General features: G+C 46.5%; 19 protein-coding genes. 5 read left to right on the top strand and 14 right to left on the bottom strand.

The features are described from left to right. Positions 1-22 precede the first annotated feature (22 nt). Entirely contained in the window at positions 23-2,071 is a 2,049-nt protein-coding gene (ptrB, locus tag FH968_RS02170) for an oligopeptidase B (RefSeq protein ID WP_139877258.1), read from the top strand. A gap of 16 nt (positions 2,072-2,087) precedes the next feature. On the opposite strand, the gene exoX is transcribed toward ptrB, so the two are convergent. The 3 genes from exoX to FH968_RS02155 form a co-directional block, all read right to left on the bottom strand. Then, complete coding sequence (exoX, locus tag FH968_RS02165) at positions 2,088-2,750, bottom strand: exodeoxyribonuclease X (protein WP_139876777.1); 663 nt, start codon at positions 2,748-2,750, stop codon at positions 2,088-2,090. A gap of 38 nt (positions 2,751-2,788) precedes the next feature. Continuing rightward, entirely contained in the window at positions 2,789-3,520 is a 732-nt protein-coding gene (locus tag FH968_RS02160; protein WP_139876775.1) for a carbon-nitrogen hydrolase family protein, read from the bottom strand. 129 nt (positions 3,521-3,649) lie between these two features. Continuing rightward, positions 3,650-3,880, bottom strand: coding sequence for a DNA polymerase III subunit theta (locus tag FH968_RS02155; protein ID WP_034495983.1), 231 nt, complete (start codon positions 3,878-3,880; stop codon positions 3,650-3,652). Positions 3,881-4,143: 263 nt separating this feature from the next. Between FH968_RS02155 and yobA the strand changes: the two genes are divergently transcribed. The 3 genes from yobA to FH968_RS02140 are packed head-to-tail and all read left to right on the top strand — an operon-like array spanning position 4,144 to position 5,764. Next, complete coding sequence (yobA, locus tag FH968_RS02150; RefSeq protein WP_139876772.1) at positions 4,144-4,518, top strand: CopC domain-containing protein YobA; 375 nt, start codon at positions 4,144-4,146, stop codon at positions 4,516-4,518. 5 nt (positions 4,519-4,523) lie between these two features. Next, positions 4,524-5,396, top strand: a complete 873-nt coding sequence (gene copD, locus FH968_RS02145; protein ID WP_139876770.1) for a copper homeostasis membrane protein CopD — start codon at positions 4,524-4,526, stop codon at positions 5,394-5,396. Between the two features lie 26 nt (positions 5,397-5,422). Beyond that, the gene (locus FH968_RS02140; RefSeq protein WP_139876768.1) at positions 5,423-5,764 is read left to right on the top strand and encodes a YebY family protein; all 342 of its coding nucleotides are present in this window, start codon (positions 5,423-5,425) and stop codon (positions 5,762-5,764) included. 344 nt (positions 5,765-6,108) lie between these two features. On the opposite strand, the gene FH968_RS02135 is transcribed toward FH968_RS02140, so the two are convergent. The 11 genes from FH968_RS02135 to FH968_RS02090 all read right to left on the bottom strand — a co-directional run bounded on the left by FH968_RS02135 (position 6,109) and on the right by FH968_RS02090 (position 12,070). Further along, complete coding sequence (locus FH968_RS02135) at positions 6,109-7,188, bottom strand: tyrosine-type recombinase/integrase (RefSeq protein ID WP_139876766.1); 1,080 nt, start codon at positions 7,186-7,188, stop codon at positions 6,109-6,111. Next, positions 7,166-7,441: an excisionase gene (locus tag FH968_RS02130; RefSeq protein WP_223271266.1), complete on the bottom strand. Its 276-nt coding sequence runs from the start codon at positions 7,439-7,441 to the stop codon at positions 7,166-7,168. Before FH968_RS02130 ends, FH968_RS02135 begins: the two co-directional genes overlap by 23 nt. Before the next feature lie 46 nt (positions 7,442-7,487). Beyond that, the gene (locus FH968_RS02125; RefSeq protein ID WP_139876762.1) at positions 7,488-7,673 is read right to left on the bottom strand and encodes a DUF1187 family protein; all 186 of its coding nucleotides are present in this window, start codon (positions 7,671-7,673) and stop codon (positions 7,488-7,490) included. Beyond that, positions 7,661-8,026: an Rrf2 family transcriptional regulator gene (locus FH968_RS02120; RefSeq protein ID WP_139876760.1), complete on the bottom strand. Its 366-nt coding sequence runs from the start codon at positions 8,024-8,026 to the stop codon at positions 7,661-7,663. Before FH968_RS02120 ends, FH968_RS02125 begins: the two co-directional genes overlap by 13 nt. Further along, positions 8,023-9,498, bottom strand: a complete 1,476-nt coding sequence (locus tag FH968_RS02115) for a RecE family exodeoxyribonuclease (RefSeq protein WP_139876758.1) — start codon at positions 9,496-9,498, stop codon at positions 8,023-8,025. The genes FH968_RS02120 and FH968_RS02115 overlap by 4 nt, the downstream gene beginning before the upstream one ends. 211 nt (positions 9,499-9,709) lie before the next feature. Next, positions 9,710-9,958 carry a hypothetical protein gene (locus tag FH968_RS02110; protein ID WP_139876756.1) on the bottom strand — a complete coding sequence of 83 codons (249 nt, stop codon included), beginning with the start codon at positions 9,956-9,958 and terminating at the stop codon, positions 9,710-9,712. A gap of 83 nt (positions 9,959-10,041) precedes the next feature. After that, the gene (locus FH968_RS02105; protein WP_139876754.1) at positions 10,042-10,371 is read right to left on the bottom strand and encodes a hypothetical protein; all 330 of its coding nucleotides are present in this window, start codon (positions 10,369-10,371) and stop codon (positions 10,042-10,044) included. Between the two features lie 207 nt (positions 10,372-10,578). Next, a complete protein-coding gene (locus FH968_RS02100; protein ID WP_139876751.1) occupies positions 10,579-10,770 on the bottom strand; it encodes a DUF1482 family protein in 192 nt (63 codons plus the stop codon). Between the two features lie 3 nt (positions 10,771-10,773). Beyond that, positions 10,774-10,914: a hypothetical protein gene (locus FH968_RS23615; RefSeq protein WP_189388963.1), complete on the bottom strand. Its 141-nt coding sequence runs from the start codon at positions 10,912-10,914 to the stop codon at positions 10,774-10,776. A gap of 87 nt (positions 10,915-11,001) precedes the next feature. Beyond that, complete coding sequence (locus FH968_RS23610; protein WP_189388960.1) at positions 11,002-11,319, bottom strand: hypothetical protein; 318 nt, start codon at positions 11,317-11,319, stop codon at positions 11,002-11,004. Between the two features lie 364 nt (positions 11,320-11,683). After that, complete coding sequence (locus FH968_RS02090; RefSeq protein WP_223271265.1) at positions 11,684-12,070, bottom strand: helix-turn-helix domain-containing protein; 387 nt, start codon at positions 12,068-12,070, stop codon at positions 11,684-11,686. 106 nt (positions 12,071-12,176) lie between these two features. Between FH968_RS02090 and FH968_RS02085 the strand changes: the two genes are divergently transcribed. Beyond that, complete coding sequence (locus tag FH968_RS02085) at positions 12,177-12,422, top strand: YdaS family helix-turn-helix protein (protein WP_139876745.1); 246 nt, start codon at positions 12,177-12,179, stop codon at positions 12,420-12,422. The last annotated feature ends 7 nt before the right edge of the window (positions 12,423-12,429 follow it).

Below are 12,429 nucleotides of genomic sequence, written 5' to 3'. Positions count from 1 at the left end.
TAACTCAAAAATGAAAATCGACATGCCACCAAAAGCCAAAAAAATTCCGCATACCATGACCGTGCATGGTGATACTCGCATCGATAACTATTATTGGTTGCGCGATGATGATCGTGCTGATGCGCAGGTACTTGATTATCTCCATCAGGAGAATGACTACGGTCGCCAAGTGATGAGTTCGCAGCAGGCACTACAAGAACGTCTGCTCAAAGAGATGATCGACCGTATCCCTCAACGCGATATCTCCGCGCCCTTTACACAAAATGGCTACCGCTACCGCCAGATTTTTGAAACAGGTAATGAATACGCCATTTATCAACGCCAGTCCGTAGTGTTATCCGAGTGGGAAGAGTGGAGCACGCTGGTTGATGGCAATCACCGAGCCGCCCACAGCGAGTTTTACACCATGGGTGGTATGAGCATTACGCCGGACAACGCGGTAATGGCGCTGGCGGAAGACTTTCTTTCACGTCGCCAATACGGTTTGCGTTTCCGTAATCTGGAGACCGGGAACTGGTATCCGGAAGTTCTGGAAAATGTCTCCAGCAGTTTTGTCTGGGCGAATGATTCCGCCACACTTTACTACGTCCGTAAACATCCTAAGACGTTGTTGCCATACCAGGTCTGGCGACACACCGTGGGGTATCCTTCCTCCGAGGATCAGCTTGTCTACGAAGAAAAAGACGAAATGTTTTACGTCAGCGTTCATAAAACCACCTCGAAACACTTCGTTTTAATTTACCTCAGCAGCTCCACGACTAGCGAAGTGCTATTGATGGACGCCGAACTGGTGGATGCACAGCCGCAGTGTTTTGCACCGCGCCGCAAAGATCACGAATATACTCTCGATCATTTCCAACACAATTTCTACCTGCGCTCTAATCGTGATGGCAAAAACTTTGGTTTATATCGCTCTAAAGTGCGTGATGAAAATCAATGGGAAGTGCTGATTGCTCCGCGCGAACAGGTCATGCTGGAAGGATTTACGCTGTTCACTGATTGGCTGGTTGTACAGGAACGCCAACAAGGGCTAACCAGCTTACGACAAATTAATCGCAAAACCCGCGAAGTGACGGGTATTGCGTTTGATGACCCTGCCTATGTAACCTGGATTGGCCACAACCCGGAGCCAGAATCTTCTCGCCTGCGCTATGGTTACTCGTCAATGACAACGCCCGATACGTTGTTTGAGCTGGATATGGATACTGGCGAGCGGCGCGTCATTAAACAAACTGAAGTAGCGGGTTTTGATGCCAGCCATTATCGCAGCGAACATTTATGGATTACGGTACGTGATGGTGTGCAGGTACCCGTTTCACTGGTCTATCATCGTGAACATTTCCAGCGTGGGAAAAATCCGTTACTTGTTTACGGATATGGTTCATACGGGAGTAGCATGGATGCTGATTTTAGCAGCAGCCGTTTAAGCCTGTTAGATCGTGGTTTTGTCTTTGCTATTGCGCATGTTCGTGGAGGCGGTGAACTCGGCCAACAATGGTACGAAGACGGAAAATACCTCAAAAAAATGAATACCTTCAATGACTATTTGGATGTCTGCGATGGTTTGCTAAAACTGGGATATGGTGACGAAAACTTGCTGTATTCGATGGGGGGTAGCGCCGGTGGGTTATTAGTGGGGGCGGCAATCAATATGCGACCTGAACTATTCCACGGTGTGGTAGCCCAGGTGCCGTTTGTTGATGTCCTCACCACAATGCTTGATGAGTCAATTCCGTTAACTACTGGCGAGTTTGAGGAGTGGGGGAATCCGCAAGATGTTGAGTATTACCATTACATCAAACAATACAGTCCGTACGATCAAGTCACGGCACAGGATTATCCACATATTTTAGTGACGACCGGGTTGCATGATTCGCAGGTGCAATATTGGGAACCGGCAAAATGGGTGGCGAAACTGCGCGAAATGCGTACTGATGATAACTTGCTGTTGCTGTGTACCGATATGGATTCGGGGCATGGAGGGAAATCGGGGCGATTCAAATCTTACGAGGGGGTCGCGCTAGAATTTGCTTTCTTGATTGCCCTGGCTCAAGGAACTTTGCCAGGGTAATCGGGATTCGTTGTTTTTATCCTTCGAGATAATGCTTCAACGTCATTCTGAGATCCGGTGTTAATTCTTTGATGTTGTTTAACATCCAGCGTAAATAACCCGGATCTTGTTCGGCGATTTCGGAAATAGGTTTACCGCGATATTTGCCAAAAGCCATGGTACTCACTAATGCCGGACGGCCGGTAATTGTCACCATCTGGTCTGGTGTCCAGCCTGATTCTTCCATAATACGCAGCAGCAAGGCAGCAGTGATATAGCAGTCAAACAACGCGCGGTGGTGATGAAGATCCGCTGGCGTTTCAACCTCCAGCTTGAGTGATTTATACAAACCCATATTGCTGTATTTGATGCCGGGCCATAAACGGCGAGCCAGTTTTACCGTACAAATCCATTCACTGTTGGGCAAGTCGGGTAACATCCGTTGGTCAAAACTGGCGTTGTGGGCAACGTAGTATGGGCTGCCGTGATAACGTGGAATGACATCTTCAATCCACGGCTTATTCGCCACCATAGCTTCGGTAATTTTATGGATTGCCATGGCCTGGTGGCTAATTGGGCGATCCGGACGCACCAGGTCGCTCATCGGATTCACAATTTTGCCGTTTTCAATATCGACAGACGCAACTTCCACCACGCCACCCTGCAAGCCACAGGTTTCCGTATCAATAATGCGCAGCATACTTACTCCATCTCACCTTCGCGGGTTTTATTAATGCGTTAGCGTAATGGAATGATTTCGCCGTGCCAACCTTTCTCATCACGCCTGCCAACAGCTAATAACTCGCCATGATCGGCGCGCACCACTAATTCGCCGCGATCATCCCAGCATGCACTACGCCCGGCCGAACGGTATTTCCCTGTGGAGTAGGCATGATTAGCCAGCAAAACGGGTAAATTGTATTTATGGGCCCAACGTTGCAGATACATTTCATCATGCTGATAACTGATTTCGTTGATGAATTTTCCGGTGGCATAAAGACTGGCCCCCATTTCGGCGGCACTTCGTGGCCAGGTTTCTTCATCACTGCCGGTACTAAAACCCATTGCGACACTGCGATTATGCAGCCCGACCAGCGGAGTGTGTTGCACTGGAGCATCCATATCAAAACTAAACGGTTTACAACAGGCAACTCGGGAACCATCAGGCAAAAAGCCTACAGAGCCTGGTGAAACCCCTTTCTCGCAACGCAAAGGCAATCCTACGACGATAGTCATATGGTGCTCAACAGCGGCATTTTGCAGGGGATTTAAACGTTCATCAGTGAAGGCAAGAGCACAATCGTGGTGATTTTCTGTGTTGAAACCGGAGAGAGAAAGTTCGGGAAAAATCAGGAGATCTATTTGTTCAGCAACTGCACAACGAACAAAATCTAAATGATGCAAAATGTTTGCATCGAGGTCATTTTGCGTGGCGCCATACTGCGCCGCGGCAATATTCCAGACAGGCATACGTTCTTCCTTAATCAGTCAACCCAACGGCCATCATCCTATGGACGTAACAGATAATTCTGTGTTTTTATCTAAAACCTAGAAAAATCTTAACATCAATTATGTAAGGAAACTTAATGCTGCAGAAATTTATTTAACCTTAGGTTCGTACGGTAAACGCGACAAATTGACCGATGCCAAACGATGCGCAATCAATCTTTCTCTGAACCAGTCACGCAGGTGAGCTGGCTGCTCGCGTTCCACCACTTCGGCGATGACTGGCATATTGTAGCGTTCTTTAAATGCGACGCCTGCCGCTGCAAGATCCACATTGATCTTATCCATTTCGTCCTGGGGTAATTCAGCTAGGTTGTGATTCATATTGGCCTCCCGTTTTGTGCCGCAAAGGTACTTTGTGATGCCGTTGATGACAAGTCTTTATACCCGTCATATTTTAAGTTGCCGCTGCGTTGTTTGCACTCACAAACCCAATCAGTGACTAAAGTCGCTTCTGGTGATTTGCCCCCTTGTCGTAATGTAAATTATTTAGGATAGACATTCATTGATAGCTGTTCTCATCTCGACTTAGCCAGGACTCAAGGTTATCCTTTTGCCGTCTCGAATAAGAAAAAGGAATAGTTGATATGGCTTTCACTCGCTCTCGTCTCTTTACCATCGCTACACTCTTTACCGCTCTGACAGCTTCCGGCTCCGCTATTGCACACGCACATTTAAAGCATCAATACCCTGCGGCAGATGCTGCGGTAACCGCGTCACCACAGGCTATTACCCTTAATTTCTCCGAAGGTGTTGAGGCGAATTTTAGCGGACTCACGCTTACCGGGCCACAGCAAGCTGCGGTGAAAACCGGTACAGCAAAGCGTAATGAGAAAGATGAAAAACAACTTATTGTTCCGGTTGAAGAACCTCTGAAACCGGGTGACTACCAGGTTAACTGGCATGTGGTGTCTGTTGATGGCCACAAAACTAAAGGGAAGTATCACTTCTCGGTGAAATAAACCGAATGTTATCTGGTTTCTATATCGCGCTGCGATTCATTCATTTCACTGCTCTCATGGTGCTGCTGGGTAGCACCATAGCTTGCTCATTATTAGCCCCGCAAGCGTTTAAACCGGTACTCATTCGCAGGCTGAAATGGTTGTGGCACTCTGCCGTGTGGATGACAATGCTGAGTGCAACTTTGCTGTTATGTGCTCAGGCCGGGATAATGGGGAGCGGATGGCACGATGCAATCAACCCGCAAATTTGGCAGGCAGTCCTGGGCACGCGTTTTGGCTCAGTTTGGCTATGGCAGATATTGCTCGGTGTGGTGACGGTTGTGGTGTTACTGCTCAAACCGCGAACTTTACAAGCGATGCTACTCATTCTTGCGGCCGCGCAACTGATTTTGCTGGCGGGTGTAGGGCATGCTGCGATGCGAGAAGGGACTGTTGGCGGTTTACAACGAATGAACCACGCCGTACATCTTCTTAGCGCAGGCTGGTGGGTGGGGGGGTTATTGCCGTTGCTGATGTGTATGCGTATGGCGAGAAAACCACGCTGGCAGAGAGCTGCTATTACTGCAATGATGCGCTTTTCTCGTTACGGACATATAGCCGTTGCTGCCGTATTACTGAGCGGATTAATTAATAGCTTGATGATTCTGGGTTGGTCATTGCCAATGGAAAGCAACTACGTTCGCTTGTTGGGCGTGAAAGTTGTCTTTGTCGCAATGATGGTTATCATCGCACTCTATAACCGCTATTTTTTGGTGCCACGATTTAACCGGGCGCCAACGGCAACAAAACAGTTTATCCAGTTGACCTGGCTGGAAGTTATTTTGTCAGCATTGGTACTCATGGCGGTTAGCGTATTCGCTACCTGGGAACCGTACTGAAGGCGTTGTTAGCTCAAGAGATATTCATGAAAAAAAGTATTCTGACGTTGTTATTGCTGGCCTGTGCGGGTAGTGCATTGGCAGCACCACAAATTATCACTGTTAGCCGTTTTGAAATGGGTAAAGATAACTGGGCATTTAACCGTGAAGAGGTGATGCTAAGTTGCCGTCCGGGACATGCATTATTTGCGATCAACCCTAGTACGCTGATGCAATACCCGTTGAACGATGCAGCCCAGCAACAAGTTAGCAGCGGCAAAACGACTGGCCAGCCAATTTCTGTGATTCAAATAGACGATCCTAAGCAGCCAGGGCAAAAAATGAGTCTTACTCCGTTTATTGAACGTGCAGAGAAGTTATGTAGTTAAAACGCGCTAAGCTATTCATCAATAATAAAAAACCGCAATATCCGTAGTACGGGCATTGCGGTCTTTTTCTAAAATGTCACCTGTAACGCGGTTTTTTTCCGAACACTTTTGCGCCGGACTGGAAAACCTGCTCCGGTAATCTATTCTTAGAAGGCAAGGCGATGTTTGCCTGCATTAATGCCAACTTTTAGCGCACGGCTCTCTCCCAAGAGCCATTTCCCTGGACCGAATATAGGAATCGTATTCGGTCTTTTTTTATTCTTCTTATAAATCAAATGGTTACTGCCTGATGCACGAAATTACACGAAAAATCCACGAAATCCCGTATTCGGTCTTTTTCCCTCTTAAAGCAATGTAAACGCTTTTTCCCTCGAGTCCAAATACTTTTCAGTCATTTTTTCTGACTTATGTCCTAACAACTTTTGAGTGAATTCCTTTCCAAATACTTTCTCATAAAGCCGTCCGGACAAGCTGCGGATCTCGTGAAATGTTGGAGGTGTGCCGCTTAATTCTATTCCGGCATTAATGCGCGCTTTGACAAAACCTTTGGTCAAACTATCCGGGTGAACGGAACCATCTGGGCTGTTTTTCCGGATTCCGGCACTGACCAAAAATTCACTGCGGCTGGCCAGGCGACAGCAATCAATCAGGGCGCCGAGTTTTAATCCTGCGCTATTCAGCGTCAGTGATAGCGGAATGGCGATCATTGCTCCGGTCTTAACCTGAGTTACATGCAGCCGGTCATCGTAAATGTCGCTGAACTTCATCTTTGTAACATCCTCACGCCGCTGCCCGGCTACCAGCGCCAGATCCATTGCCAGGCCAAACCATGCTGGTTGGTGCTCAGCTGCATGCCGAATAGCCTGGAATTGTTCAAGCGAAAGTCGCTGGCGCGACACTGTTATTTTCGGTGCTCTAGTGGGCTCTACCGGATTTATGGTAATTCGTCCCCCCACAATGGCTTCTCTGAAAATATCAGAAAGAACTGAACGCATAGCCCCCGCCATCGTTTTCTTCCCTTCAATAATCCATGGTTCTAGAAATTCTGCGACATGTAGAGTCGTGACCTTCGATAACACCATATCCCCCAATTTTTCCCCGATAGTTTTGATTTGTCCCGATCTCACTTTATACGTGTTAACAGCCAACTCACGGCGTAACAGGATAGCCTCGTATCGTTCCAGCCATTCGGTGAGAGTAAATTCGTGCTCACCCGTTAGCCTTTCCATCAACGCCACCGGCGTAAATTGTTGCTCAATGAAATTGTTCGCTTCTATAGCCTGAGTAACCGCGTCGCGGCGGGAGATTTGGCCAAGAGGAATTTCCTTTTTTGTCAGAGGATTTCGCCAGTAGTAAGCTTTGTATTTAGCCCGATAGGTAAGATTTCTCGGCAAATTGGCGTCATAGTTTTTTCTCCGACTCATTGATCAACTTTTCCAGCAGCGAGCTTTTTCTACCGATGCGACCATTAGGCTGATGCTGTTCCAGCCTTATCGCACATTTATTCGGTTTGATGTAAAAAGCTTCCGGTAAAACCAGATATTCCCTTCCCTGTAATTCAGGAGCCGGGTAAATATTTCCGTTACGCGCCCAGCGGCGCAATGTGTCCCGGCTTGGAGGATTTTCGTAGTACATGCCAGCCCAGGTAATCAGAGAAACGTATTTAGACATATTCACCTCATGACCGACTCAAACTCTACAAGCTGAGCCGGTTTAAATCTGATTATTGAAAATCACTCACGCACTTAAAGTCAGAAACTTTCACTATCTCACCGGCGGTCTTGCCTGCCTCTTTCCCTTTGGAAAGCATCTTTTCACACTGAGCGCTCGTCAGCCGTTCCTTCGTCATGTGCGTCCATGTGACAGGCAGACCACCCGGTTTTAAGATTGTCGCGGTTACTTTGTACATGGCTGAGCTTCAGCGTTGCATTTATCCCCGGCACTGAAATCACTTAAAACTACAAGCGCCACACGGCGCCTTATTTCAGCAAATAAGCCGCTACTTTTACGTTGGGAGCCGGTGTCCATAGCTGAAAAAATATCCGCAACAGTAATTTCAGACAGTGGGCGGGAAAGGGTATACCCACCACCCGGGCCGCGATGAGGAACGATGAGTTTTGCCTTGCGTAAATCGGATGCCAACTGCTCCAGGTAGCTGATCGAAAGACAGGTCACCCTGGAGATTGCCGTTAGCGTTTGCGGTTTGTCAGTTAGGGCCAGCAAAATTGCTGTAGCTGCATCGTGCTTGCTTGAGATTTTCATACGCTTGCCTCGACCTTCCCAATCGACTTAGCCAGGGTCATAGCCATGGCGGCAATATCATCAAAAGTACCGATACAAGCTGGGTTAGCACATAAGCCCTTCAAAGCCGCGATGGTTAACTGCTGCTGGTAAGATAAGGTGGCCATATTTACAGTAACTGGTGTGCTGGTAGGAAATACTGGTATCACGTTGCCGGATTTTGGCTCCTTTTGGTTGCCATTTACCTGTTTCTTGTCCGCAGGGGCGCTACTCTGGCCAGTTTGGTCCATTTCAATAACCGTAGCGGTTTTATCAGGGCCAGCATTAAGCTCTTCAACCGCTGTTCCTGTAGAAAGTGCTGGATCATTACTGGCTGTCTGTATTTGCTCGATGCCGCACGCTGCTGCAACGATGCCTGCTGCAGGATGCTCATGATCGGTTTCAGTGAGTGTTTTGTTTAGGTAGTGCATCAGTTTGCCCGGGGCAAGTGGTAGACCTTCCGGAGCACATTTAACTGACTGGATGACGGAGGCTCGAGAATACTGCAGGCATTCTGGCACGTTGCGCCACGCGTCTTGCCACTGTGGAAAGGGTTTCTCTTTTGTATTGATGATTTCACGTGCGCGGTTAACGATGCTGCCGGGCAAGTTGTAAATATCAAAATCCATTGTTCGGCCGAGGAGCCCGAGTGCAACTTCAAGTGCCAAAATGTCATGAGTCATGGTAAATCCCGTGCCTCGATCTGTCTTATTCAGGCCTTTAGCATCCGGGGACGTCAATTTTTGTTCTGATTTAAAGTCGCGGTTCCCCTTTATCCAGGCTTGCATCATCAGGCTACGATCGATGTGTTCAGTACTAGCGTACTTCTTCATGAAAGTGAGCATGTCATTGAATGGTGGAGCTGGCTTATCAGAAGGGAAGATGGTTTTAACGCTATCGATGATGGTGAAAAGATTGAAGTCGCTATAGTCCTTCAGCTCATTGGTATTCTCACAAGCCAGCATCAGGTTTTGAGTGAATTTATTATCTGTATCCATCTCAAGAGCAACGATGGCGGTCAGTTGCTGTTGATCCACATGATATTGATATCCTGTGCTGATGTAATGAGCCAGCACACGATGACGAAAGGAGAGTGTCGCGACTGTTTTTAAGACTGGGGGGCTGGATTCCTTGACTGTCTCGACTGCTGTTGAACATTCGCCGCTTACACTGGGTTGGAGCAGGTTCCACGTAATATTATCTTCACCCAACTGGTAACGGTCGCACCAGGTATCATCCAACACTTCTGCCAGAGGCATATCATCAAATGCGCAATATTCCGTACGAGTTGGAGAGAAATAGTCTCCACCTTTACCCGTCTCAATATCAGCATCATCCAGAATAACCATAACCTTGCGTTCTGCGGCTAATTCATTCTTGGCCTCAATCCAGATAAAGAGATGTTTTTTGCCGCTAGTTTTCTTTGCTTTGATTAGATAAGAAAAAACTTCCATTTGATTACCCTTTGATGTTAGTAGCGAGAGATTCCGGCGCGAGCGTAAATAGTTTTACGATATACTGAACGCACTGATTTTTTTCTTAAATGCTCTTTATAACAGTTGGTGTCGCGACAAAAATATTTGGTGTGAAAACCCATTCGACCGCGCTCCTGACATGAAAGCATTTCTGATTCGTCATGTTGTTTATTACAATTAGAGCAATATTTCATTTATGCACCTCAATTCGTTTCTTAGATAACTCTTCTGCATCTAAAATAAGGAACCAAATTCGAGCTATTTCATTTAAAGCAGCTCCATTAGTTTCGAATTTTTCATGCGTGATCCCTTCCGGGAATTTAACTTGTGCGTTACCCGTATTATCAAAAGCTACATACGCAAACACGTTTTCACATGTGATAACCTCGGCTACATTTCCGGTAATTAGATTTAACGTGAAGACTTCTGGATTAAACATCATCGCTCCTGGTTTGATTTATCAGTCTGGACACTACGTAAGTGCACATACTGATAAATGCCCCGCTTCGCGGGGCGCAAGGTTTAGCGCGATGTCATAAAGGCAGTTGCGGCCAGAACTCCAGCGAAAGAACTGGAACTGCGAGTTTCGGTTTCAACTAAGTCGATTTTAGATTTTTCGAGCCCAGAATAGTGCTGCATTAAGTCTTTCAGCGCACAGCTAACACAATGGACCTCATCCATTAATCCATTGTTGGTAAAGGGGGTGACGCAATGCACATCGGCATCATTGTCCTTTTCGATAGAAATAAAGCCAAGGATAGTGTCACCGATTGAAGCTTCAATAACATCCTTAGTTGGTGATTTAATAACGCACTCAAGATGCAATTCAATTAACAGGTTTAGTTTTTTCATAATATATCATTCTCTTTGTTCAGGTTGCGGAATTCCCTGCCAAATAAATGGCATGAATTTAAATTGGGTAAATCACTCTATGCGGTTATCAGACTCATCATCACAGGAATCAACTTCCAGCATAAAGAAGCCGATGAAGTAAATATATACAAGGAATAATAGGGTGCAGACATTCCCTGCAATTAATTTCACTGTGTCCAAGTCCATCTATAACCTCGCTGGTACCTCGCCATTCATATTAACTATGCCGTCTACCGGGTAACAATTTCCCGAAATATGCAGTTCGTTGGATGATTTCATGCATTCAGAATAAGTTGGGTAAACATCAATGACCGACTCCTGCACCTCTCCAGTGGTTAAATACGTCGTTAAAACTAATGCGAATAATGTTCCGGTCATAAATCACCAGGTTGTTAGATGTTCGTGAGATTCAGAGTCAATTTCAGCTTGTTGTTTGTCAGCATCACATACAGTCTCGGCGCTGTGCTGGTCGTGCAGGTATTGTAGGTCGAGAACTTTCACATCCTGATAGGGCTTAACCATGAGTTTCTCCTTTGGTTGATGTGCCTGTCTTTTTATCACTTCAGGCTCGGTGGTATCCTTACGGGAGTTCAAACCAAGTAAGGAAAACTAATGACTGACAAAATCATACCCATTTGCCCTAACTGCCGTGGTAAGCGTATTAAACTTTTCACCCAAGACTATTCCCCTGAGGGTATACGGCTGATGTCTTGTGCTGATTGCCACGAAGTGATCGAAGAAAATGTAGTCTTTGAGTTCAGCAAAAAAATGGCTGTTAAAGACGCTGAGTAAATCAGCTTCTGCAGGGAAGGCCGCCTGAAGCGAAGGTAACAGCGCTTCGTATAGAGCCTTCCTTTTCCTGTCTATTTCTTCACTACACAATCTGCAGAAAAAGTAATCGGCCACTCTGATAGTCAGAATTTTCATTTCAGCTCCGCTTTTCGTTCTGGTCACATCGGTAAAAGCACAGAGCATTGCTTAAGCTCCAGTTCGCCTCTTCCATGTAGCGGTACGCCGTTTCCCAATTGGCGGCTGTCTGACGTATGAATACATCTACCAGCTCCTTCTTGCTCATCACGTACCCCCCCCTTGTTTGCCCTTAAGCCAGGCTGGCTGAACGTTTAACACTTATCGCGCCGTTGTTATCGCGTTGCTTGATGTGGTCACTATAAGCACCGTGCTTATATTTATCAATAAAAAGCTGTCATTAATTTTAAGGTTAATACTTACGTTGTTGAATTTTAGGCGTAAAAAAACCGCCTGACGGCGGTTTGTGAGAGATGTGGGGGAGTTAGTCTTTTTTATCGGAGCCAGGGTTAACGTATTTGGAGTAATACTCCCGTAGTTCCTGAAGTCTCATTTCAAAAGCAAGCAGCATGTTGTTTCTTTCTATGGGAGGGAACTGATTAAAAACTTTGAGTAGTCTTTGCTCTTCAGCTGTGAGTTCCCCTTCCTGCTTACCTTCTCCCAGCAGCCAGGATAACGATACATCGTATTCAGCAGACAGTTTGGCAGCAGCTTCTTTACTGATGCTGCCTCTTTTAAACCAGCCATTGACTGACTGCGGGCTCACCCCTGCCACTCTGGCAAGTTCGGCCTTCGAGACACCCTTGCTCTTTACGAGTTCGTTAAGCCTTTGGGTGATGAGCGGCACATCATTCATATCGATAGTTTTCATACGCAAAGTATAAACAATGTGTTTACACTCCATCAATTCGCAATGTGTTGACACTTTATAAGCAAAATGCTTATGATTGTTTTCGTTGTCAATACTAGGGTTATTTATGAACGGATTAGAAGCGGCGATTAAAGTCGCTAAAAACCAACGTCAACTGGCAAAGCTCATAGGTACATGGCCACAGACGGTAAATCGATGGGTCATTCGCTATAAGGGTGTAGTTCCAGCTGACTGGATATTGCCGATTTACAGAGCTACCGGCGTTACACCTCACGAATTGAGACCGGATCTTCATCCCACACCAACCTCGGGCCTGCCATCTGAATCACAGAATAACGCTGCGAACGTTTAAGGACTGA

The organism is Buttiauxella sp. B2, assembly GCF_006376615.1.
Classification (GTDB): domain Bacteria; phylum Pseudomonadota; class Gammaproteobacteria; order Enterobacterales; family Enterobacteriaceae; genus Buttiauxella.
The sequence above is the reverse complement of the archived record's forward strand: the minus strand, read 5'-3'. Positions and strand labels throughout refer to the sequence as shown.